This window comes from Paraglaciecola sp. 2405UD69-4, assembly GCF_047525415.1.
GTDB lineage: Bacteria > Pseudomonadota > Gammaproteobacteria > Enterobacterales > Alteromonadaceae > Paraglaciecola.
On the sequence record NZ_JBLIXM010000001.1, the window covers coordinates 99001 to 121541 of the forward strand.

The 22541-nt window shown below is 40.5% G+C and carries 19 protein-coding genes and 1 pseudogene; 9 read left to right on the plus strand and 11 right to left on the minus strand.

Annotated elements, in window-relative coordinates; translation table 11 throughout:
• Positions 1–4 precede the first annotated feature (4 nt).
• Positions 5–640 carry an SCP2 domain-containing protein gene (locus ACMUMK_RS00465; protein WP_414699167.1) on the minus strand — a complete coding sequence of 212 codons (636 nt, stop codon included), beginning with the start codon at positions 638–640 and terminating at the stop codon, positions 5–7.
• A 2-nt stretch (positions 641–642) separates the two neighbouring features.
• Positions 643–1446, minus strand: coding sequence for a bifunctional demethylmenaquinone methyltransferase/2-methoxy-6-polyprenyl-1,4-benzoquinol methylase UbiE (gene ubiE, locus ACMUMK_RS00470; protein WP_414700304.1), 804 nt, complete (start codon positions 1444–1446; stop codon positions 643–645).
• 143 nt (positions 1447–1589) lie between these two features.
• Here ubiE and ACMUMK_RS00475 point away from each other — a divergent pair, with 143 nt between their 5' ends.
• Positions 1590–3935: a TonB-dependent receptor gene (locus ACMUMK_RS00475; RefSeq protein ID WP_414699168.1), complete on the plus strand. Its 2346-nt coding sequence runs from the start codon at positions 1590–1592 to the stop codon at positions 3933–3935.
• Positions 3936–4095: 160 nt separating this feature from the next.
• On the opposite strand, the gene ACMUMK_RS00480 is transcribed toward ACMUMK_RS00475, so the two are convergent.
• From ACMUMK_RS00480 to prlC, 4 genes are all read right to left on the minus strand, one after another.
• Entirely contained in the window at positions 4096–5103 is a 1008-nt protein-coding gene (locus ACMUMK_RS00480) for a hypothetical protein (RefSeq protein ID WP_414699169.1), read from the minus strand.
• 56 nt (positions 5104–5159) lie between these two features.
• Positions 5160–5948, minus strand: coding sequence for a hypothetical protein (locus tag ACMUMK_RS00485; RefSeq protein ID WP_414699170.1), 789 nt, complete (start codon positions 5946–5948; stop codon positions 5160–5162).
• A gap of 136 nt (positions 5949–6084) precedes the next feature.
• Complete coding sequence (locus tag ACMUMK_RS00490) at positions 6085–6774, minus strand: DNA-3-methyladenine glycosylase I (protein ID WP_414699171.1); 690 nt, start codon at positions 6772–6774, stop codon at positions 6085–6087.
• A 106-nt stretch (positions 6775–6880) separates the two neighbouring features.
• Complete coding sequence (prlC, locus tag ACMUMK_RS00495; protein ID WP_414699172.1) at positions 6881–8920, minus strand: oligopeptidase A; 2040 nt, start codon at positions 8918–8920, stop codon at positions 6881–6883.
• Between the two features lie 242 nt (positions 8921–9162).
• Between prlC and gorA the strand changes: the two genes are divergently transcribed.
• Positions 9163–10509, plus strand: coding sequence for a glutathione-disulfide reductase (gene gorA, locus ACMUMK_RS00500; RefSeq protein WP_414699173.1), 1347 nt, complete (start codon positions 9163–9165; stop codon positions 10507–10509).
• A gap of 271 nt (positions 10510–10780) precedes the next feature.
• Here the strand turns inward: gorA and ACMUMK_RS00505 are convergent, their stop codons facing one another.
• Complete coding sequence (locus tag ACMUMK_RS00505; protein ID WP_414699174.1) at positions 10781–11269, minus strand: Lrp/AsnC family transcriptional regulator; 489 nt, start codon at positions 11267–11269, stop codon at positions 10781–10783.
• Between the two features lie 138 nt (positions 11270–11407).
• Here ACMUMK_RS00505 and ACMUMK_RS00510 point away from each other — a divergent pair, with 138 nt between their 5' ends.
• On the plus strand, positions 11408–12343 hold the full coding sequence (locus tag ACMUMK_RS00510) for a DMT family transporter (protein WP_414699175.1): 936 nt from the start codon (positions 11408–11410) through the stop codon (positions 12341–12343).
• 242 nt (positions 12344–12585) lie between these two features.
• Here the strand turns inward: ACMUMK_RS00510 and ACMUMK_RS00515 are convergent, their stop codons facing one another.
• Complete coding sequence (locus ACMUMK_RS00515; protein WP_414699176.1) at positions 12586–13782, minus strand: serine hydrolase domain-containing protein; 1197 nt, start codon at positions 13780–13782, stop codon at positions 12586–12588.
• A 378-nt stretch (positions 13783–14160) separates the two neighbouring features.
• Here ACMUMK_RS00515 and ACMUMK_RS00520 point away from each other — a divergent pair, with 378 nt between their 5' ends.
• The 5 genes from ACMUMK_RS00520 (at position 14161) to ACMUMK_RS00540 (ending at position 18482) form a co-directional block, all read left to right on the plus strand.
• Entirely contained in the window at positions 14161–14526 is a 366-nt protein-coding gene (locus ACMUMK_RS00520) for a hypothetical protein (protein WP_414699177.1), read from the plus strand.
• Positions 14527–14584: 58 nt separating this feature from the next.
• Entirely contained in the window at positions 14585–15673 is a 1089-nt protein-coding gene (locus ACMUMK_RS00525; protein WP_414699178.1) for a DUF748 domain-containing protein, read from the plus strand.
• Between the two features lie 205 nt (positions 15674–15878).
• Entirely contained in the window at positions 15879–16520 is a 642-nt protein-coding gene (locus ACMUMK_RS00530) for an OmpA family protein (RefSeq protein ID WP_414699179.1), read from the plus strand.
• Positions 16521–16980: 460 nt separating this feature from the next.
• Positions 16981–17496, plus strand: a complete 516-nt coding sequence (dps, locus tag ACMUMK_RS00535; protein WP_414699180.1) for a DNA starvation/stationary phase protection protein Dps — start codon at positions 16981–16983, stop codon at positions 17494–17496.
• Between the two features lie 335 nt (positions 17497–17831).
• A complete protein-coding gene (locus ACMUMK_RS00540; RefSeq protein WP_414699181.1) occupies positions 17832–18482 on the plus strand; it encodes a peroxiredoxin-like family protein in 651 nt (216 codons plus the stop codon).
• Between the two features lie 27 nt (positions 18483–18509).
• On the opposite strand, the gene ACMUMK_RS00545 is transcribed toward ACMUMK_RS00540, so the two are convergent.
• On the minus strand, positions 18510–19328 hold the full coding sequence (locus ACMUMK_RS00545) for a sugar phosphate isomerase/epimerase family protein (protein ID WP_414699182.1): 819 nt from the start codon (positions 19326–19328) through the stop codon (positions 18510–18512).
• A 154-nt stretch (positions 19329–19482) separates the two neighbouring features.
• Between ACMUMK_RS00545 and ACMUMK_RS00550 the strand changes: the two are divergent.
• Positions 19483–21084 (plus strand): annotated as a pseudogene (locus tag ACMUMK_RS00550) (M28 family metallopeptidase).
• 6 nt (positions 21085–21090) lie between these two features.
• On the opposite strand, the gene ACMUMK_RS00555 reads toward ACMUMK_RS00550, so the two are convergent.
• Together ACMUMK_RS00555 and ACMUMK_RS00560 are read right to left on the minus strand one after the other, a co-directional pair.
• Positions 21091–21807, minus strand: a complete 717-nt coding sequence (locus ACMUMK_RS00555) for a heparin lyase I family protein (RefSeq protein WP_414699183.1) — start codon at positions 21805–21807, stop codon at positions 21091–21093.
• Positions 21807–22481: a nitroreductase family protein gene (locus ACMUMK_RS00560; RefSeq protein ID WP_414699184.1), complete on the minus strand. Its 675-nt coding sequence runs from the start codon at positions 22479–22481 to the stop codon at positions 21807–21809. The genes ACMUMK_RS00555 and ACMUMK_RS00560 overlap by 1 nt, the downstream gene beginning before the upstream one ends.
• Positions 22482–22541: the final 60 nt, after the last annotated feature.

Below are 22541 nucleotides of genomic sequence, written 5' to 3' on the forward strand. Positions count from 1 at the left end.
GTATTTATCCTTTGGAGTCGTCTAGGGATTGTTCTAACCTTTGAAGTCTGGCTTGTAAACGTTCTGCATCGCTGCGTAAGTCGCTAACTTGGTCACTAAACAAGGCTACTTCGATAGGTGTTACGGCTATTGAGTCTGCTTGGGTCATACGGTGTCCCAAATTATTTGCCGCTCGGTCTAGCTCTTGTTTAGCTTGGGAAAACAGTGATTTTGCACTGCTAAAGGTTTGGTGGGCTACCACATCACCTGTGTATTTTGATAGCTGCTCTTCCCAATCAATGTCTAACTCTTTAATTAAGTCTCCAAAGGTTTGCGCGATATAGATATCACCAATGAGCGACAATTTTTTTTGTTGGATAAGCTGAGTTAATTGACTGCTATCTTGTAGTTTAGGAAGCGTATTAAGGTCTAATTCTATTAAACAGTCTGGGGCTTGATTATGTTCGTTGCTTTCTATTACCGCGCCTACTTCAACTTGTTCAGAAAAGTTAAACAATAATGGAAAGGGTAATTCTTTTACTGAAACCTGCAGCGACTTTCCACTCAATTTAGCTAGCCGTGCTTGGCTATCTGGGTCGAGCTTTAGTAGTTGATTAAACCCAAGTTCAACCCCTGATGTAAGTAACTGTGCAATAGGCATAACTAAAACTTAAAACCGCGGTGCAAGGCTACGATACCACCTGTTAAATTAGTATAAGTGGTTTGTTCAAATCCTACGTTTTCCATCATCTCTTTTAATACTTCTTGCTCTGGGTGCATACGAATAGACTCAGCCAAATATTGGTAGCTATCTGCATCATTTGCCACTAGTTGCCCAATTTTTGGTAGTAAATGGAATGAATACATATCGTAAGCTTTATTTAGCATGTCGTGGGTAGGTTTTGAAAACTCTAACACTAATAATCTGCCACCGGGTTTAAGTACGCGATACATAGATGCTAAGGCTTTGTCTTTGTCGGTTACGTTTCTAAGGCCAAAGGCAATAGTAATGATGTCAAAACTGTTATCGGGGAAGGGCAATTCTTCAGCATTAGCTTGTACATATTCAACATTACCAACAATGCCTTTGTCTCTGAGCTTTTCGCGGCCAACTTTGAGCATGGCGTCATTGATATCAGCTAGAATGACCTGCCCTGATTCGCCTACTATTCTTGAAAACTTAGCTGTTAAATCACCTGTGCCACCGGCTAAATCTAATACTTTGTGCCCAGCTCTAACGCCACTACAATCTATGGTGTAACGCTTCCATAATCTATGAATACCCAAAGACATAACATCATTCATAATGTCATATTTTGCGGCCACGGATTGAAATACATCTTTCACCATATTTACTTTTTGGTCGGTTTCTACTTGTTTAAAACCAAAGTGAGTTGTATTTGGCAGCGCCTCTACTGGCGGTTTTTGGTTGTTATCTTGCTCGGCATTGTGGCTCTGGGGAGTCATAGCGTTTCCTTTAGAATGTTCACTCATTATTCTACCTAATAAATCCATCAGCAAACAGAAAAAATGGCTTACGTCTGAGTTAGTTGTAATAAAATGTGTCGTGACTAGGTCTTTAAGCTCGAATCAATATCGAGAGGATTAACATGTCTATCAGACAACACAGCCTAAGCATTAGTATTAGCTTATCCATGGCGTTTGCCGTAACTGCTCAAGAGTCAAATAATGATGTTGAGCATATAACCGTTGCAGGCCAGTCTGCTTCATCGTTAATCGTATCTCCAAAAGATACAATTGTGGATGGTCCTTTTGGTAAAGATAAGCAAATAACCGAGATATCCCGCACCCTTACATCTATTTCTGAAGATATGCTTGAGCAGTTATCAATAGACGATTTGCAAGATGTCCTTGTACTTGTGCCTAATACTTATGCTGCCAGTGGTTTTGGTGCGCCAAGTTTACCTACAATTCGTGGCCAGCTGGGAGAGGTGTTCCAACAGGGACTCAGGCGACAAGGGGGGAATAATGGGTTTGGTATTCCATTATCCTTTAACAGCGTAGGGCAAATAGACATAGTTAAAGGAGCGCCGTCTGTATTGCTTGGTACAACCCAGCGTAATGGCGGGTTTGTAAACTTAAAAAATAAAACCGCAGGCTTAACGGGCAGTGATGTTAGTTTGCAAGTTAGTGCAGGGAGTTGGGACCACTACAGTGGAAAATTGGACATAGATAAAGCAATAGAAGAAGGTAAAAGCGGTGCCCGTGTGAGTATTGAATTAATCGACAACGGCAGCTTTTATGATTTTGGTGATTACAAAAGTGAAGATGTATTTGTCGCATATCGCTTATTGCCTGATGCTAAGTCGAGCTGGGATGTAAGCTTTGAATATTACAACGTGGACTTTGCTGACAACGCTGGTATTAACCGGCCCACTCAAAATTTAATAGACCATGGTTTATATATAACAGGCCAAGGCGTGCAACCTAATGGTTCAGAAGTTCCTGGGGCATTTGCAGTAGTATCGCCAACAGGCGAAGTACCTATTTCGAGAAGTACAGTGTTGACCGACCCTGACAACATAAACAATGTGCAGACGTATTTATTTCATAGTACTTACGAACGGCAATTGAATAGCGTACATAGCTTGACTAATCGTAGTTATTTTCAATATTTAGACCGTGAAGAAATTGCCCAAAATAGCTTTGTAGAAATTGTAGATGGCGCTAAAACTGCGCAAAATAGAATTGAAATAAACTCTGTCTGGAGCCCGCAGCAGCAAACCACTTGGGGTGTGGATATTCGTTATAACGATGTATTAGGTTACAGCCAGTTCACCACAGAAGCTGATTTGCCCATTGATTTACTAGGCACATTAGAGCAGCGCCGTATTCCCTTAACTGAAGCCCAACAGGCTAGGTTAGTTGAGTTGCGTCCAGGTGTGTTTGTGTCTCCTGGTGCAAACTATGATGTAGATGGCGATGGTATTAACGACTTTTCAACCTCTGATACCACCGACTCCACAACATGGCAAAGCGGAGTGTTTGCTGAACAACAAAGTGACTGGACTGAACGCCTGAGTACCAATGTTGGCGTGCGCGCAGACTATTACGATGTAAAAGCCCAAGATGCGATTGCCCCACAAGGGCAAATAGCCGCCCGTGATACCTACAATACATGGCTGTATTCAGGCTCACTAAGTGCTAATTTTAAGTTGCAAGAAGACCTAGTGACTTATGCCAGTTACAGCTATAGCGAAGCCACCTCTAACAGCCTAGCTGGTGGTACGGCACTAGGGGCAGACAATCAAATTAACCCTTTAAACTTCGAAACAGAAAACGAGTTATTTGAAGTGGGCATTAAATATGCGCCAGCTCAAAACCCTTGGTATGCCGATGCTTCAATTTTTGAGCAAACCCGCAGCCTACGTAACAGAGATGGCAGTAATTCAGGTATTGTGGCAAAAGGTTTCGAAGGGCAAGTGGTGTACCAAGGGCAAAACCTTTGGGCTACCTTAGGTTATAGCTACCTAGATGCCCGCTACGACGACTCTGCTAGTTTTCAAGATTCACAGCAAGTAGCTGATGCCTTTGATAACTCCCGCCCAGAGATTATTGTAGGTACAGGCATAGGGGCGCCAAATTTTGCAGGCTTTGAACCGTCAAACCAAAGAGTGCAGGGCATACCGGAGCAAACCGTATCTTTAAACGCAGGTTGGAATATATTTGACTATTGGGATGTATCAGCCACTGCTATTTACAGCAAAAGCTACCCGTTAGACTACTTAGCCACAGTGTTAATACGTGATCAAATCACCATAAATGCCAGCACCACAGTGGCATTAAGCCAGCATGCTAAGCTACGTTTTGAAGTTCAAAACTTAACCGATGAAAAAAATTGGCGACCAGTGTTTGAAGGCGGTTACTTTGGCTCTACCTTGGTATTTCCAGAATTACCAAGAAGTGTGCAAGTTACGTATAGCCATAATTTTTAAGAGGTAAATAATATAAGGTCGGTCTTAAATTGCAGGGCCGGCCTCATGTGAGAAACGAATAGAATACAGCCCTTTTATGTAATGAATGATAAAAAATAGATATTACAGAGCTTAATTTTGGAATTTAAGCATAGTTTTTTTATTTGATACTCAATGCCTATTAAGTGCCAAGGTTTACGACACCTTGCTGGATTAACTTATCATGAGTAAATTGCTCGGCTCTAGATTTCATTAGTTTTAACAGCGAATTATGAAAGTCTTTAAAGATTAATTCCCCCCAAATACGGGAATAAAAGCCAAAGTTAGTATTGTCTACTAATCTAGTTTTCAACGTTAAAACGGTATTGCCATTATGGTCTGTCGATAAGTAGTACCCGCCATTTAAAGGTGAGAAGTATTCACCCCCAAGCTTAATGTGCTTATCTAATACGTCGTCTGGGATTGCTTCAGGATCGATATCAAAGGAGTAGGTCATCTCTCTTTCTGGCTTCCAAGAAGTAATAACTTCCCTAAATATTACTCCCTTTTCCCATTCACTAGTTCGTACAGCCCCAACTCCATCTGCGCTCATGCTTGCCCTAATTGGTTTTGGAACGCCGATCAGTGAAGTCAGTGTTATATCCAGCTCATCTGGCTGAATTAACTCAACCTCTCCAAGCTGTTTCCAAACGACACTTGGAGAAGCATAAATAGTGATACTGTTTTCAACTGTATAGGTTTTAGTTAACGCTATAAAATTTGTTTCAATTGGCGAGATCAAAATTGGAAATAATACTACTGACATTAAAGTCGCGTTACGTTTTTTAGTAAAATATCTATTTAAATAGCCTGCAGCTACGCCGCCCAGACTAGAAAAAAACATAAACGCGGGTAATGCCATCGCTATACATATGCTTCCCTCTAATAGAGTGATCACTGTAGCCAATAGGAAAAAGAAAATAGGCTGCCAAGATAATGTAATCATTTTGCTAACCGTGAGGTTAGGACTGACCTTACATTCAAAGTGAATACGGATAAATCCGATTACAAAGGGTACAAAAAAGGTAAATGAGACTGTCACTACTCGACCCAGATCTCGAAAGGCTTCGATTTCCCACAAAAGCCTGAGGGATAAACCGTAAAGGACGCCGAGAATAATACCTATATATTTTGGATGTTTCGGATTCATTTTTTACTCTTGAATAAGCCAGTTTTTATTCTTTGATGTCAATATTTACTTTCAGCTTACAGAGCCCATCGCTTTCTTTTTAAAACGACATTTTTATGCGTAAGGAAAAATGGAAAAAAATCGCACATAAATGGAATGTTTTCTTCTTGATTCCATTTATCATGAAGAGTTCTAACTTGTTCATGCAACATACTATAAAACGGTCTTAACATATCTATTACTGACCAAATTATATGAGGGTTAGCTTTCTCAGTTGTGAGCATATAATAATGATAATCGATAGTTGTTACAGGCTCTCCAGTTATATTCTGACACCAAGAGTTTGGCTTACCTTGTGAAAGAGCAACTTGCTGTAATCTTTCTCTCACATCGTTTCGAAGTTCCAAGGTATGATCGTCAATCACATCAAGCCATTGCGCTATAGGATCAATTTTATTATTACCTTCAGCTAACTCTGTTAAGTTATAGTATCGTGACCCTTTTCCAAAAGAAGACAGTACATTTAGTATTTTTGTCTGGCGATCATTCAAAATTAGCTCATTTTTTAAGTTGTATTTCAAAGCTAACTCAGCACATTTTACAAATAGGTTTTTAGTATCGTGCGAAAAACTTCTTAATTGCTTATCACTCGGGTTTTTGAAGTCATTATTTATTTTATAATCTAGGATAAATACTATTTTCATAAGCCTTTCAAAACCTGTCGCAAGTTCAAAAAGACCTGAATAAAAGAGCCCTCGCTTATTATCGTCAATATTTGATTGTCTAATTGAATTTAATCCACCAATCAAGGCAGAGCGCGTTAAATGCCCCTCCTGAACCAATAACAGATATTCCTTATTGCGCATGGTTAAACTTACCTTTTGTGAGCATGAAGTATATTAGCTACGCCGAATTTTACAGATACACCAAGATAAAATACTTACACGAGTACGTCCATTTAATTACCCACAGGCCAACAAGCTTTAATTTGCTTGTCGCTTGCTAGAGAATATTATCCCCAACGCTTCTGGATATAATTAAGCTTAATTCTTGTAAAGAACGGCCACTTTGTTGTTGTAACTCATTGAAGGATTGTTGTATCGCGGTTAGTGAGCGTTTTGATTGGGCTGAGCCTGAGATTATGCCTCTTTGGGTAAAGTAGCCGACAATATCATTGGTGAGTAAAAAGGTATCTTTACCTATAGCCCGTAAACCATAGGGGCCAGTATTTCCACCTAAGCGAGCGCCGTTTTTTTTCAAAAATGCCCATAAACCAATAATGTCATCTGTTGGCCAGTTAGCTACAAATTTAGCAAAGCTGCCGTGCTCGCGGGCTACAGTGTCAATCATTTGTGCATTGTCGCGTATGGTTTTCACCTTAGTGAAGTTGCGAATGATGCTGGGGTCTGCGGCCTTTTTTTCTAACATTTCATCAGGTATGAGTAGTACTTTTTCTATCTCAAACCCAAAAAATGCACGTTCAAAGTCTGGCCATTTGTTTCTTACAACACGCCACACAAAACCAGATTGAAATACCTTTTGGGTAAACTCGGCTAAAAAGCGGTCGTCGCCTATTTGCTGTAATTCTGCAGGCGTTAAAGGTTTTGCTAACATGGCCTCTAGTACTTTGGGGCCACCTTTTCGTTCGCAGGCTCGCTGGTATATGTCTTTAAATTTTTCTAAATTTTGCATGGTGTAATTTATATTTGGGGGCAGTAACAGGGTATACACCACTACATAAAATTAAGTTTACATAGTGGTGCAAGTTGGTGTTTTTTAGAGTTAGCGTTTAGCTACATTAGGCAGCAATACCAGAGTGACGTAATAATGCATCTACTTCTGGTTCACGTCCTCTAAAGGCCACAAATAACTCCATCGGCTCTTTACTGCCGCCCATTTCTAGGATGTTGTGTAAAAAGTCCTGTCCGGTTTGCTGGTTAAAAATACCTTCTTCTTCAAAACGGCTAAAGGCATCAGACGACAACACTTCTGCCCACTTGTAGCTGTAATAACCCGCTGCGTAGCCACCTGCAAATATGTGCCCAAAACTGTTTTGGAAGCGGTTAAAGCTAGGCGGGGTTAGTACTGCTACTTGCTCGCGAACTTGGTCTAACCATGCTTGCACATTGGTTTGCTCTGCATTTACAAAGTTTTCGTGCAGGCTAAAATCAAAAATACTAAATTCTAGCTGACGCAACATTTGCATAGCCGACTGGAAGTTACGGGCAGCTAACATATTGTCTAATAGTGTTTGAGGTAGTGGCTCGCCGGTTTCATAGTGACCAGATATAAAGCTAAGTGCTTCTGGTTGCCAGCACCAGTTTTCTAAAAACTGACTAGGTAGCTCAACTGCATCCCATGCTACGCCGTTTATGCCTGATACACCGCCCACATTGATTTTGGTAAGCATGTGGTGAATACCGTGGCCAAACTCATGGAATAAAGTGACGACTTCATCGTGGGTAAATAGTGCAGGCTTGTCACCTACTGGGCCACTAAAGTTACAGGTTAGGTAGGCAACAGGAAACTGCTGAGTACCGTCTAGTTTTTGCCTGCGTACTTGGCATTCGTCCATCCAAGCGCCGCCGCGTTTTTTCTCACGTGCGTATAAGTCTAGGTAAAAGCTGCCTCTTAGCTCGCCTGACTCGTCTTTTATATCGTAAAAACGCACATCTTTATGCCAAGTGTCAACGCCTTCACGCTCGGTGACCGTTAGCTTGTATAGCCTTGATATTACTTCGAACAAGCCTTTTACTACCGTGCTTTCGGGAAAGTATGGGCGCAGCTGCTCGTCAGATATTTTGTAAGTTTGCTCTTTTAGTTTTTCGCTGTAATAAGCAAAGTCCCAAGCCTGTAATTCACCTGCTTGAAAATGCTCTTGGGCATAACTGTTAAGGGTGTCAATGTCTTGCTGAGCTTGTGGTTTTGAGCGATTCGCCAAGTCTAATAAAAATCCATTTACCTGCTCACTAGAGTTGGCCATCTTGCTAGCAAGTGAGTATTCAGCAAAGTGCTCAAACCCAAGTAGTTTAGATAGTTCTTGGCGTAAGGTTAGGGTTTCGTTGATTATCTCTGTGTTGTCCCATTTGCCAGCATTTGGCCCTTGTTCAGAGGCTCTAGTGGTATAGGCGCGATACATTTCTTCACGTAGCTCGCGGTTGTCTGCGTAGGTTAAAACCGGTAAATAACTCGGTATGTCTAAGGTAAATACCCAGCCATCAAGCTCTTTGCTTTCGGCTAATTGTTTTGCTGCACCTAACGCAGACTCAGGTAACCCAGCAAGTTCTGCTTTATCAGTGATATGTTTTTGCCAGCCTAAGGTGGCATCCATCACATTGTTGCTAAAGGTCGAGCCTAAATCTGATAAACGACTTTTTACTTCAGCATAACGGGCTTTTTTGTCTTCGTCTAAAGCTACACCCGAAAGCTTAAAGTCACGGATTGCTTGGGTAATAACCTTTTGCTGAGCTTCTGACAAATCAGCAAATTCAGTGCTTGCTTCAATTTGGCAGTAGGCATTGTAAAGGTCGGCATTTTGCCCCACCCAAGTTCCGTACTCTGATAACGCTGGTAAACATGCATCGTGTGCTTCACGAAGTGCATCGTTACTTACCACTGAATTCATGTGCGACACAGGAGACCACTTACGGCTTAGCTCATCATCAATTTCTTCAATCGGTGCCACTAGGCTATCCCAGCTGTAATTGTCTTGGCTGAGTAAATCAGAAATTTTAGTCTTACAGGCAGCAATCGCTTCTTCGATGGCTGGTTGAATGTGCTCAGGTTTAATGGCAGAAAATTGAGGCAGGCCAGATAAATCGTTTATTGGGTTCGTCATAAAAAGGTCTTTTTACGTTAATTTAATTATAAAGGTTGGGTTGGTTACATTAAATCTCAATAGCAGAGCACTTATCCCATTAGAAAATTTTAACTCTGTGCAATTAATTTGTTTTAATAAGGTCTTTCTAAAGATATGTATGCCTACATTGATTTACTCGATTACATTAATTGAGAAAATACGGTGTTAATTTTTTCTAATAGGCATTATCTTCTATTTACTATTTTTACTAAGGCAGACTTATGGCAGATTTTGATTTTATATGTATTGGTGGCGGTAGCGGTGGAATTGCATCGGCAAATCGCGCAGCTAAACACGGCAAAAAGGCCGCGGTAATAGAAGCTGTTGCCATAGGTGGCACTTGCGTTAACGTGGGTTGTGTACCTAAAAAAGTTATGTGGTTTGGTGCCCATGTAGCAGAAGCTATTAATTTATATGCGCCAGACTATGGCTTTGACGTAACAGTGAATAAGTTTGACTGGAAAACCTTAGTAGATAGCCGTGAAGCTTATATCAAGCGTATTCACGGAAGTTACGGCGGTGGTTTTGAAAAAAATGGTGTAACCCTAATTAAAGGTTTTGCCACTTTTGTTGATAAAAACACAGTTGAAGTAGACGGTAAGCAATATACCGCTGATCATATACTAATCGCTACAGGCGGCCGCCCAGTACAGCCAAATATTCCTGGTGCTGATTTAGGCATAGACTCAAATGGCTTTTTTGAACTAGCCGAACAGCCTAAACGTGCTGTAGTAGTGGGTGCTGGTTATATCGCAGTAGAGCTTGCTGGTGTAATGCATGCCCTTGGTACTAAAACAGATTTAGTGGTGCGTAAACATGCGCCACTGCGTAACTTTGACACTATGCTGTCTGAAACATTAGTAGAGTTAATGGAGCAAGATGGCCCCACTCTTCATACCCATGCAACCCCTACTCAAGTACTTAAAAATGCTGATGGTTCGCTTACCATTGAGTTTGAAAGTGGCGATAAAATCGAAACCGATTGCGTTATCTGGGCCATAGGCCGTGAACCTGCGACAGCCAAAATTGGCTTAGACAAAATTGGTGTTGAGCTAGATGACCGCGGTTATATCAAGGTTGATAAATATCAAAATACTAACGTTGAAGGTGTATATGCAGTAGGCGACAACATAGGTTATGTTGAGCTTACCCCTGTTGCTGTTAAATCTGGCCGTTTGTTGTCAGAGCGTTTGTTTAACGGCCAAACCGATGCCCACATGGATTACAGCCTAATACCTACAGTGGTATTTAGTCACCCGCCAATTGGCACTATGGGGCTAAGTGAAGCAGAAGCTAAAGCAGAATACGGTGAAGATAACATCACAGTATTTAAGTCTGGTTTTGCTGCTATGTACACAGCGGTCACTAAGCACCGTCAAATGACGCGCATGAAGTTAGTTTGTGCTGGTGAAAACCAAAAAGTAGTGGGTATACACGGTATTGGTTTTGGTATGGACGAAATCTTGCAAGGTTTTGGTGTAGCAATGAAAATGGGCGCAACCAAAGCAGACTTTGATGCTTGTGTGGCAATTCACCCAACATCGGGTGAAGAGTTCGTCACTATGTAGTTATTAGTCTGGAAAATGTAAACCATACTAGCCTGCTTTATACTATTGATTAGTTTTATCGGAGATTAGTATGGTTGTTATTGTTAAATAACCTCATATATGGGGTTAAATAAAATGGTTTGAACTCATCCTTCATTATTTAACCTGATGTGATGGTTATTTAATAACTTAAACACATCACATAAAACTCTGTGAAAAGTCTTACGCTTGCCTATTCTGATAATGTAAAGCCTCTGCTCGCTCAGTGGGCTCACCAAATTAACCGCTGAGGCTAAAAATTAAGCGTTAAACCTTGCTCAGGTAGTGGCAAGGCAGTTTTATATCTCACCTGCTTGAGTGCAAAGCTAGAGCGAATATTTTCAACGCCTGGGATTTTTGTCAGTCGAGTTAATATTAACGTCTCTAACGCATGAATATCGGGTACTAATACTCGCAGTAAATAGTCTTCGTCACCTGTCATAAGATAACACTCCATCACTTCTTGACATTTTTCGATGGCCGATTCAAACAATTCAAGTGATTCTTCATCCTGCTTTTTCAAGCGTATATGAATAAATACATTCACATTCAATCCAAGTTTCTTAGCCGAGACAAGCGAGACCTTGCCATTCAAAATCCCCATTTCTTCGAGTCGTTTTACCCGATTAAAACATGGCGTTGCTGACAAGTTCACTAAGTTAGCTAGTTCAGCATTTGTGATATTACTGTTCACTTGAAGGTTGTTGAGGATGGATATATCTTTATTATCCAGCTTAACCATGAAAATTGCCCTGTAAAATTTGTTTTAATAGATAATATATACTGAAAATAGTGTTTATTCGATAAAAAAAGGAAACTCTTTCTGTGTGGTTTTAGGTAACCTATTTCTATGTCATTACCCAGCGCATACGAGTTCACAATGTCAAAAGTTATTACATCGAATTATACCGAAACCCGTTGGAGCATCTCTTTGCTTTCTCCTAGGACTAAAGCATTGTGTTTTCTATTTGTGGCAATTATCGTGTGGGGAGGAAACTGGCCTGTTATGAAGGAAGGTCTAAATCATATTACGCCGGTCTGGTTTTCTATGACGCGATTTGCATTGGGTGGCTCAACACTTTTCCTTTTCCAGTTAGTAACTAACAGCCTGTATATACCTAAAAAACAGGACCTGCCATTAATATTTAGTATTGGCCTAATACAAATGATGGTATTTACTGTACTCGGTTCCATTGCCATGACACAAGTTGATGCAGGGCGCTCTGCTATCCTTGCATATACAACTACATTGTGGGTGCTACCTTTATCTGTGGCATTCTTTCGCGAAACGCTATCGGTAAAACAATGGTTAGGTGTTATACTTGGGTTAACTGGTGTGATCACTTTGTTTAATCCTTTTAGCTTTGATTGGAGCAACTCAACCCTTTTAATAGCAAATGGATTATTGCTTATAGCAGCTCTTTGTTGGAGCTTGTGTATTATTCATTTACGCCATTCAAAATCAGCCGCTTCGGCTTTTCAATTGGCCCCTTGGCAAATGCTTACAGCAACGATTCCTTTAATTTTTCTGGCCTATTGGATGGAAGGTCCGTTTACTGGAGATGGTAGCGTTGACCTTTGGGTAATTGGTCTCTACTTAGGTCCATTGGCCACGGCATTTTGCTTTTGTGCAGTGAATAGTGCGAGTAGGCGACTGCCCGGTACCTTTGTATCAACTTCCATGCTTGGTGTACCCGTAACTGGGTTGCTATTTTCAAGTCTATTCTTAGGTGAAGCCCTGACTTTCCCATTAGTAGCTGGCGCATTGATGATTTGTAGTGGGATTTTGTTCGTTATCACCAGTGCAAAGAAATAAAGAGGGTAGCATGCTGTTGTTTGTTGTCATCGTTTGGAACGATGTAGGGTAATTACAGAATTAACATGTCTGTTTTGTTAAATATGCGCCATCATTGACGGTTGCACTTTGGTTTTTCTAGTGTAATAAGCGCCTAGATATTCTTTACTTGTTTGTGAGGCGATTAGGGTGGGTTGCTCGGCTCATACCTTGAGCCGAGTAAGTTGAGTTATTTCAATAAACACATAAATTAAATGTATTTTTTAATTGGTTTCTGCATCTATTGATGCCCTTATTAGGTCAATAAAGTTAAAGCGTTTTTTATTTAATATAGGATCACTGGCGTTGAGCCAATTGCCGTTGAAAGCTATGACTAATTCTAGCTTAGGGTCGATGAAAATGGTTTGCCCAAAAATACCTCTGGCGGTAAAGCTGCCGTCATCAAAGGTCCACCATTGATATCCGTAACCCTTGCCGTCTATACCAAAATCAGTGTGCTTATTTGTGGCTTTTGCTAACCAGTCATCGGGGAAAACCGACTCACCGTTTATGATCCCTCCTTCTAATATAAACAAACCATAACGTGCAAAGTCACGTAAACTGGCTTGAATACAACAACCTGAAATTTCGTAACCGTCTGCGCCTAATAACCAGCTTGCTTTGTTTTCCATTCCAAAGGGTTGCCAAATTTTTTCAGTCAGATAATCCGCAAGATGACGGCCTGTTGCTTGTTCAACTAAAATTCCTATTAAGTTGGTTTCACCAGTAGAGTAATGCCATTTTTCACCAGGCTGGTGGGCTCTTTTAAGTTGGCGCATGTAACTAACAATATTTGGTAAGCCATCTTCAGCTTGGTGCAAGTTAAATTGTGATACGTCTGAGTTTGGGTCAGTGTAACTTTCGTTCCAAGCAACGCCTGATGTCATTGTGAGTAATTGTTCAATTGTGACATCGTCATAGGCTGAGCCTTTTAGGCCAACAATATACTCAGAGACTTTGTCGTTAAGGCTTGTTATATGCCCCTCTTTTAAGGCTATTCCCACCAAGCTTGAAGTAAAGGACTTGGCCACTGAAAAACTAGTCCAACGCTTGTCTGGAGAGTGCCCTAAACCGTACTTTTCGTAACGTATTTTGCCTTTGTGTAATATTAATGCGCCAGATAAATTTTGCTCTTCGAAAAAGGCGTTAATATCTTGGCTTAATGAAATTCCATCTCCCTTTGGTAAAGGTCTGACATTTTCACTAGGCGTGATTTCGCGAGATTTTACTAACCAAGGCAATTGATCGAGTAGCTTAAAGCCCTGATCACGTTGACTTTGGCTCCAAAAAAGAATTCTTGTATCTTTAGGTGGATCTGCCAAAAAAGCACGCCAATCTGGGCCTATTGCCCACCATGCAATTGCTGTAACAATTATCAGTGTTAAAAAAACTCTGAGTGACCACTTTGTCCCTGTTTTCATATTCAGTCCCCTGTTAAAAATTTTAGTGATGGATTGTAGTGTAAATTTAGTGGCTACACGCCATTTTCTATCACTTTTGAAACTAGATTTTAGGGACGCATAATACCCATTATATTTTTAAGTCTCATGGTTTTATTTCCCTTGTATCATTTTCATCATATTCGTAAAAATTACACAAGTCACTTTTGGGTTAGCCAAATTCGGTAGTTAAAAATATAACCTCCAATTTTTTAAGTAATTGAATTTAAATAATAATTAAAATTTACTGCTGCAAAAATTGGCTCAACACTTACTGGCATAGCGTCTGCAATAAGGTTAGTAAATTCAATGTACGCATTTTAAGTGCATTAATGTTTAAACCTTAGAGGCAGAGTCACTATGAATATGATTACTAAAACCCTATTAGCCGGTACCTTTGCAGTGGGTGTGGTTGGTGCTAGCCCCCTTGTTTATAACGAAGTGCAACAGATAGATAATTATGTAAGGGCCGATTTTAGTGGAGCTAAACATGAGCATTTATTTGTAGAGGTTGAAGGTTTGCGTAATGCTGCACAAAACACGTTGGCATCTGATCCAAACATTGCATCTCAATTGCGATACCAGCAGCTGCTAAAGCGCCTTAAAAATGCTTCAAGATACTTAAATAACGGTGTGTCTGAGGCTGCAAAATACGAGTTAGCCATAGCCAACCAATTGTTATCCTTACCTCCGCATTCTGGTTTTCCAGGTGTTATTGGTTCATAGCAGTATATTGCTCGCTCTTTAGCCACGCCTATTAATTTAATTAAATAAGAGTTTTTGAATGAAAGTCTTTACTAAAATGCCTGTTTTGTTGTTTTCTCTAGTGCTTGTAATTGTGGGGGCTAGAGTAGCAGCGCCCTATATAGTAAAGGACCTTATTAACCAACAATTAGAAGAGGTAGAAGGCATTAGCGGTTATGTGCAAGATGTTGATTTAGCGCTGTTTCGTGGCGCTTATCAGTTAAATGGATTAACCCTTTATTTGCAGCCTAATCAAGACCAACCCAGTGTGTATGCCAAGACTGTAGATTTATCAATCTTGTGGTCTGGGTTATTCCATGGAGACATAGTGGCCGAGGTATACATTGACCAAGCATCCTTTGTTTTTATTGATCAAGCTAACCAAGAGAACAGCATACAAGAGGAGGCCACTCAGGCTGATACTTGGTTAACCTTAATTAATTTTGCCAGCCCAATTAGCATAGACAAGGTGGTAGTCACTGACTCTAAAGCTGAGTTATTCAATATAGATAAGATCAGTAAAAACCGAACGTATTTAGAAAATGTTGAAGGTGAAATTCTCAATATTACCAACTCTCGGGCATTCTCGGGTAATAAAGTGGCAAGCTTTCAATTAACTGCAGATATTATGGGTATTGCTAACGCTAACTTGGCGGGATCAGTAAATCCTGATACTGCACTGCCTACTTTCGATATTGATTTTAGCATGCAGAAGTTGCCTGTTGTGAGCATAGATAAATTCATAGATTTCTATGCCCCTGTTGATGTTGAGCAAGGCGATATAGATGCAGCAATTGAGATTTCATCGCTAAACGGTGAAGTACAAGGTTATGTCAAAGCAGGTATATATGACGCTAACGTGTTTAGTTGGGAGCAAGATATTAATCAAGACGATGACGGTTTATTCACTGGGATTTTTGAAGGATTGGTAGACGGTTTAGCCAGTATATTCGAGAGCGACGCTAAGAATCTAATTGCTATCAATGTGCCCATTGAAGGTACAATAGATAACACTCAAATTTCAACTTTTGATGCAATTCGCTCCTTGTTTCATAACGCCTTTGTTAATGAATATGAAATTTCAGTTGACGAGTCAATTAGCCTGTCTCAAGACTCAGAATCAAACTAGCTATTTAGTCAATTAGCTAACTGTGTGTTTTCTTCACAGTTTCTTTGTAAAGCTTACTTATTTTAATTGCACTACTTCTGTATTTACCCTGCTAACTTTTTAACTTTATGTTTTTAAACGGTTTTTTGTTTTGTTGGGGTAGGGGCCTATTAGGGACTGATTATTGCAATCAAGCTTATTGATTGAGTCAATACAGGAAATAAGTATGCAAATATTCACAAAAAAGACCCTATTAGTCACATCTTTAAGTCTGGCACTAGTTACCGGTTGTGCATCATCAACTAATACTCAAAAAGGAGCAGGCATAGGTGCTGCAGTGGGTGCTTTGGTAGGTAAAGGTACAGGAGATAATGACAAAAGCAGGTATGTATGGGGCGCAGCACTTGGCGCCATAGCTGGTACGGCAATTGGTTCTTATATGGATAAGCAAGAGCAAGAATTTGAACAAGAGTTGGCTGATACCAATGTGAGTGTGGTTAGAGAAGGCGACCAGTTAAAGTTGATCATGCCGGGCAATTTTACCTTTGATACGGGGAGCGCCAGTATTAGCTCTGCGTTTTATCCGGTGTTGGATGATGTGGCATTAATCCTTAAAAAGTATGACAAAACTAAGCTCAGCATAGAGGGTCACACTGATTCAGTGGGTAATAGTCAATTTAACCAGCAGTTATCAGAAAATAGAGCGAATAGCGTAGCAGGATACTTAGAACAAAAAAGTGTTGAGTCCCAACGACTTCGTACATTGGGAATGGGTGAGACTGACCCTATAGCAAGCAATGACACAGAAGCTACGCGACAGCAAAATAGACGAGTTGAGCTAAATATCATCCCTGTTAGTGATAGCTAAGTTCAATTAAATAAGCCTACTAGGTCAGTTGTAATTTAAGGAAATTTAAACGGCAACTGCCGAGTGAAAAGCTTTGTTATTAAGGCATTAAGTTTTTAATGCCTTAAACAATACCTACTAATTTCCTAACTAAAGCACTGTCTTAGTATCGGTTTCGCCCAAAGTGCCCTCTGATTATACAAGCATGTTTTAGAGAACCTATAACCCCCTTAAGCAACTGAACCACAAATCGCACGAATTTAAGTAGCTCTGCAATACTGTAAATAGCTCATACTAAGGTGTAAATATTTCAGTGCTTTAGCTTTATATGGAAAATATTTCCACCAATAAAGTTATAAAAAGTCAATTAAAACAGTGATTTATATTTATTTTGTGATTAGGTACAAGGATTGCAGTCTTAACTGTGAGATTTAACCCTTGAGTGAAAAAGTTCACCAAGAACAAAATTACAGGAGTAAACATGAATTCTTCAAAAGTAGCAAAATTCACAGCCCCAAGTGTGAGTGATGATTCGTCGCAACAAGCCATTAGCGCGCTAGAAGACAGAATGGTGGCCCTAATTGACTTGCAGCTTACCCTTAAGCATATTCATTGGAATGTAGTGGGGCCTAACTTCATTAGTGTCCATGAAATGTTAGACCCTCAGGTAGCAAGTGTTAGAGAAATGACCGATACCTTAGCTGAACGCATCGCAACCTTAGGCGGAGTACCTGTAGGCACCCCAAAATCAATCGTTGATAGACGTTCGTGGGAAGAGTATGCATTAGGTAAAGCTTTGGTTAATGAGCATTTGTCAGCCTTAGATAATGTCTACATAGGCATTAACAAAGATCACCGTAAAGCTATCGATGCTTTAGCCGACATCGACCCGGTATCTGAAGATATTATTACCGGTCAATTGGCAGAGTTAGAGCAGTTTCAATGGTTTGTTAGGGCTCACCTTGAGTCTGCAAATGGTGAGTTGAACCACTCTTAATTTAAGTCTTTACTCTTCAATTAAGTTTGTCTCTGTGCTGTCCCCATAAAAAGTTAGTTCTTGGTTGGGGACTTTTTTGTCTATTTGGCAGAGGGGTAAAAGTAGTTTTGCTTATTCATTCAGCTAGGGAATTTATTTAGTTACTAATAGGTCACATATAACGCACTGGTCCATAAATATTTAATATGACCTTTAAATCACGGTGCTATAACACAATATCTAGTAATAAGTGTTCGACTCTAGCTGCTGTGAAAAATCAGACTATGAGTTTTTCTGGATACGTGTTTCATGGGAACTTAAGTATATCCCCTCTATATAATTGATTAGGTTGAAAAATGACAAGTCTTAGAAGTCAAACAGATGCGCAGATGGATAAAACCCGCCAAGGTAACCCTGAGTTCGCTCAAAAGGTAGATAAACTTTTAGCGGATGCTGTAGCGTTTAAACAAGGTGATAGTGCTTTAGCGGTTGGTAGTAAAGCACCAAGTTTTGATTTACCTGATGCCAATGGCAAGCAAGTGAAGTCTAGTGACTTATTAGCAAATGGCGCCCTAGTGGTGACCTTTTACCGTGGCAGTTGGTGCCCTTATTGTAACCTGCAGCTTAGAGCCTTGAGTCAGCGCTTAGCAGAAATTCACGGGCTAAATGCTGAGCTCGTGGCTATTAGTGCCCAAGTGCCAGACGAGTCATTAAGTATTGTTGAAAAGCAAGAGCTGACATTTCCGGTTTTATCTGACCAAGATGCAAAATTAGCTGAGGCCTTTGGTGTGGCATGGCAAGTACCTGAAGTACTAACCGAGCATATGAAAAAGGACAGAGGGTTAGATTTAGAAAAAATTAATAACGGTAACGGCAGTATTTTACCTATCCCTGCGACATTTATTATTAACCAAGCGGGCGATATTGTGTGGCGTTTTGTTGATGTTGATTATCGCAACCGTTCCGAGCCAGAAGATGTTATCGAGCAGCTTAAAACATTAAGTTAATCTTGGCCTTAAGACAGATTGAGTTGCTTAACTCAATCTGTCTTGTAGGTGCTTACGCATAAAGTTATTGGCTTCCCAAATATCAGCTAGAGGTTGATGTGATTGGGGCTGCACATGGGCGTAGGGAAATGGCCCAAACTCTGGGGTGATAGTAAAGTCTTCTTGATTGCGTTTTTTAGCGAAATCTATGACGCTTTGCCATAACTTCACATGGTTATCTACATGGCTTTTCCATAGAGGGTCTTGTGGGTTAGTTACCTGAGGCCCCTCTTCAAATCCCACTCGGGCATGAATATGATGAACCTGAGGAAAAATTTTCTTTAACCGGGCTAATTGGTCATTTAGATCGGATTCGTGAACCACCATCCAATGGCTAATGTCTAAATTCAATTTTAGCTCAGGCAATGCAGCGACGATTTTTTCTGTATCAAATGTGCTGAAGGTAGGTCTAAACCTATGGGTTTCGTGGGTGATGCAAATATCGAATTTTTGCTCTAACTCTAAAGCATGCTCAAACAGTACTAGATTGTCTTCTAGGCTAAAAATATCACGGCCGGTATGACTGTTAATGAGTATAGGATTAAATGACATGGCTTTTTCAACCTGCCGCTCCATACTTCTAAGATGCTCTGCTAAGTTGCTGCCCTCTGTGGCTATTCCGGTAATAATGTTTAAGGAATGTTGGCGATGGGCTGCCAATGTCAATTCAGCATCAAAGTCAAAAAAAGGTAAAAATAACTCAGTGCCTTGATACCCATCTCTATGGGTTCGTTCGAGTAATTGGTGTAAATCCTGTTCGGTGGTGCAGGGGGCTTCCCAGAATGATTTATGGAAATTTAGCTTCATGTATGTCTCGTGATCAAATGTGTAAGGTAGGTGCGGTTTATTTAGAAGTGTATAGGCAAGTGCGATAAACTTACCCTATTATAATTAAGAGATTCTATAAATGTCACCTATACTCTTTTTCCGCTTTATTGGTTTACGTCTTAAGTCTTTATTCATGCTATCTTTTTTACTTATTAATTTTACTGTTTTTGCAGACCCCAAAGAGCATTTTTCGGTTGATTTACCTTTGGTTGCTGAACATATTAAAGTGTTGGCTTCTGATAAGTTTGCAGGCCGCGGACCTTTAACCGAGGGTGAAGCCCTTACGATTGAGTATTTGGCAACCGAGTACCAAAAAATGGGGCTTGTTGGGGCTAACCCCAATAAAGTTGGCGAATCGGCTTTAGGGCATTATTATCAAGCTGTGCCTATGGCGCAGATTACTCCAGATCAAAATATGACCTTGCAAGTTGGTAATTTAACTTTCGCTTCTGGCTCAGACTTTACGGCTCGTACTGAGCAAATTACAGAAAAAATAGAATTAGATAACACACCTTTGGTATTTGTGGGGTATGGCATTAATGCTCCAGAGTACAATTGGAACGACTATGCTGATGTCGATGTTAAAGGTAAAACCGTCATCGTCCTTGTGAATGACCCAGGATTTGCCACACAAAACCCAGAGATATTTACAGGCAATGCCATGACCTACTATGGTCGCTGGACTTACAAATATGAAGAAGCTGCTCGCCAAGGTGCAAAAGCAGTCTTGATAGTACATGAAACCGCCCCTGCAGCTTACCCTTGGAGTGTGGTAGAAAGCTCTAATACAGGCAGCAAATATACACTTGTTGATGCATCTGATAATGCCTCTAAGTTGCCCATAATGGGCTGGTTACAATTGGCGGCTACCGAGGACATTTTTAAACAGTCTGACCTTGATTATCAAGCTCTTAAGAAGCAAGCCTTAAGTAAACGCTTTCGTGCCGTTACCTTAAAGCAAAATGTTAATTTGACCCTTAAAAATACCATAAGCCACGCAACCTCTCATAATGTCATTGCCAAAATTGAGGGAAGTAAGTATCCCAACGAATATTTACTGGTAGGGGCCCACTGGGACCACTTTGGTACTAAGAAAACGCCTAGTGGAGACATTATCTATAACGGCGCGGTTGATAACGCATCGGGTACTGCGGGCACTTTAGAAATGGCTAGAATATTAATGGCCAAGCATAAGGTTAACCCTTTTGAGCGGTCTATCTTGTTTATCAACTTTACTGCAGAAGAAACTGGTTTAATTGGCTCTGAACAGTTTTCTAAAGGTGAGATTATAGCTACCAAAGATATGGTCGCTTTAGTTAACATTGATGGCATGAATGTCCTTGATGAGGTGGATTACATTCTGCAATACGGTGATGGCTTATCAGAAATGGAAGACTACCTTGCTGCTGCAACTGCTAAATAAAATCGTAGGGTAAAGCTTGACCCTCGCCCTCAAAATGGTTTGTTTTTCCGCTCTGACCATTTTTCAATGGCTAAGCAAGGTGTACCAAGCCTGTTGTTTATGAGTTTAGGTGATACTGACCCAGATTATATTGCCCATAAATATCATAAAGCAGCAGATGACTACTCCAGCGATTGGTCACTTGGTGGTGTGAAGCAAGATATAGAATTGATGGTAGATATTACCGCTACCTTAGCAAATTCTAGGGATTGGCCTAAATGGAAAATGGCATCGGATTTTAAAACGACCCGAGAAGCGGATCTAGCGAATTAATTAGCTTTATTTATTCAATAGTAAGGCTAATGAAGTCGTTTCTTTAGCCTTGCGTATATAAATAGAATCAATTGGTGCTTCTGATTGGTTTCTGTGAAGGCCAAGTTGAATAAATAAAGGGTGAGTGTCTGGTTTGGTTTTAGCGGCTAGCTGAGTCACTACTTTTTGCCCATTGAACCATAAGCTAATTTTGCCGTTTTCTTTTTTCTCTGACCAAGTAATTGCCATGGCTATTTTATGCCACTTACCTACTTGAAGTATGGTTTGCCAATGGACATTGGGGTGAGGTTGGTTACTAAAAAATGCCAATTCTGTAATGGACTTTCCGTTCTCTATTTTTGGTGTTAGGTAAAATCCCATGCTTTGTTGGTAGCTGTGGGCGGTTTCCCAGTAGGCTATATGATTAAAGCGTTTGATGGGTTCCTCTAGATAAAACTCCCAAGAAAAATATGTATTTTCACCTTCGTGTGTCGCGCAACCATCATGCTTTACTTCAGCCCTAGTATGTCCATTAGGCCAAGTTGAATTTTCTGTGATGGTCAAGTTTACAACCCTGGCATCACTACCTTTAGGATCACTTACGACTCTTATATTTTGTGGGTTTAACTGATGATCCCATCCGGATATTTGGTTGTTTGTAGTGCTGGCCTGCCAATTTGGACAAGCCATACTAAAGCTTGAAAATAAAAGTGGCGCATAAGCGTAGAGCCGTTTATTTGTCATTACATGAAACTTGCTATTTCATCTAGCGGTTTTTTATTCAAAGCATGGAGAGGCACGGTTGCATCGGTTGCTGGGTATCCCACAACTAACAACATATAGGGGCGCTCGTTGTCTGGACGCTTGCAAATTTTCGATAAAAAACTCATGGGCTTTGGTGTGTGGGTAAGGGTGACTAAACCCGAATGGTGTAGAGCATTGATAAGAAACCCTGTGGCGATACCCACTGACTCGTGTACATAGTAGTTATTTTGTTTTTGACCGGCTTCTGACTCTTTGGTTTTCTGACTAAAAATGGCAATCAACCAAGGGGCGTGTTCAAGATAAGGCTTGTTTGCGTCTGTGCCTAATGGCTTTAAAGCGCCTAACCATTCTTCTCCTGCTCTGCCTTCATAAAAGCCTCGTTCGTGGGCTTCTGCTTGTTCTCGAACTTGTTTTTTTATTTCTGGTGAGTGTATTGCAGTAAAGTGCCAAGGCTGATGGTTTGCGCCATTAGGTGCGGTACCTGCAGCTTTTAAGCAATTTTCAATAATAGCTTTATCAACGGGACGACTGCTAAATTGGCGAATGCTATGACGACGTTTTATATCTGCATAAAACTGCTCTGAACGCTGTAGCATTTCTGCTGGTGGATATTCAATAAAGTCATTTAGGGGAGAGGCGTTATGGTTTTGCATTACTTGAAGGCCATTGGATTGTCATATGTGGCTATGTTATCAAGTTTTGTTGTATTCACC

Excerpts from the sequence above, each read along its gene's own strand:
- gorA (WP_414699173.1), top strand. The coding sequence starts at position 9,163 with ATGGCAGATTTTGATTTTATATGTATTGGTGGCGGTAGCGGTGGAATT.
- dps (WP_414699180.1), top strand. The coding sequence starts at position 16,981 with ATGAATTCTTCAAAAGTAGCAAAATTCACAGCCCCAAGTGTGAGTGAT.
- ACMUMK_RS00525 (WP_414699178.1), top strand. The coding sequence starts at position 14,585 with ATGAAAGTCTTTACTAAAATGCCTGTTTTGTTGTTTTCTCTAGTGCTT.
- ACMUMK_RS00480 (WP_414699169.1), bottom strand. The coding sequence starts at position 5,103 with ATGAATCCGAAACATCCAAAATATATAGGTATTATTCTCGGCGTCCTT.
- prlC (WP_414699172.1), bottom strand. The coding sequence starts at position 8,920 with ATGACGAACCCAATAAACGATTTATCTGGCCTGCCTCAATTTTCTGCC.
- ubiE (WP_414700304.1), bottom strand. The coding sequence starts at position 1,446 with ATGACTCCCCAGAGCCACAATGCCGAGCAAGATAACAACCAAAAACCG.
- ACMUMK_RS00475 (WP_414699168.1), top strand. The coding sequence starts at position 1,590 with ATGTCTATCAGACAACACAGCCTAAGCATTAGTATTAGCTTATCCATG.
- ACMUMK_RS00485 (WP_414699170.1), bottom strand. The coding sequence starts at position 5,948 with ATGCGCAATAAGGAATATCTGTTATTGGTTCAGGAGGGGCATTTAACG.
- ACMUMK_RS00505 (WP_414699174.1), bottom strand. The coding sequence starts at position 11,269 with ATGGTTAAGCTGGATAATAAAGATATATCCATCCTCAACAACCTTCAA.
- ACMUMK_RS00490 (WP_414699171.1), bottom strand. The coding sequence starts at position 6,774 with ATGCAAAATTTAGAAAAATTTAAAGACATATACCAGCGAGCCTGCGAA.
- ACMUMK_RS00545 (WP_414699182.1), bottom strand. The coding sequence starts at position 19,328 with ATGAAGCTAAATTTCCATAAATCATTCTGGGAAGCCCCCTGCACCACC.
- ACMUMK_RS00515 (WP_414699176.1), bottom strand. The coding sequence starts at position 13,782 with ATGAAAACAGGGACAAAGTGGTCACTCAGAGTTTTTTTAACACTGATA.
- ACMUMK_RS00560 (WP_414699184.1), bottom strand. The coding sequence starts at position 22,481 with ATGCAAAACCATAACGCCTCTCCCCTAAATGACTTTATTGAATATCCA.
- ACMUMK_RS00520 (WP_414699177.1), top strand. The coding sequence starts at position 14,161 with ATGAATATGATTACTAAAACCCTATTAGCCGGTACCTTTGCAGTGGGT.
- ACMUMK_RS00540 (WP_414699181.1), top strand. The coding sequence starts at position 17,832 with ATGACAAGTCTTAGAAGTCAAACAGATGCGCAGATGGATAAAACCCGC.
- ACMUMK_RS00510 (WP_414699175.1), top strand. The coding sequence starts at position 11,408 with ATGTCAAAAGTTATTACATCGAATTATACCGAAACCCGTTGGAGCATC.
- ACMUMK_RS00530 (WP_414699179.1), top strand. The coding sequence starts at position 15,879 with ATGCAAATATTCACAAAAAAGACCCTATTAGTCACATCTTTAAGTCTG.
- ACMUMK_RS00465 (WP_414699167.1), bottom strand. The coding sequence starts at position 640 with ATGCCTATTGCACAGTTACTTACATCAGGGGTTGAACTTGGGTTTAAT.
- ACMUMK_RS00555 (WP_414699183.1), bottom strand. The coding sequence starts at position 21,807 with ATGACAAATAAACGGCTCTACGCTTATGCGCCACTTTTATTTTCAAGC.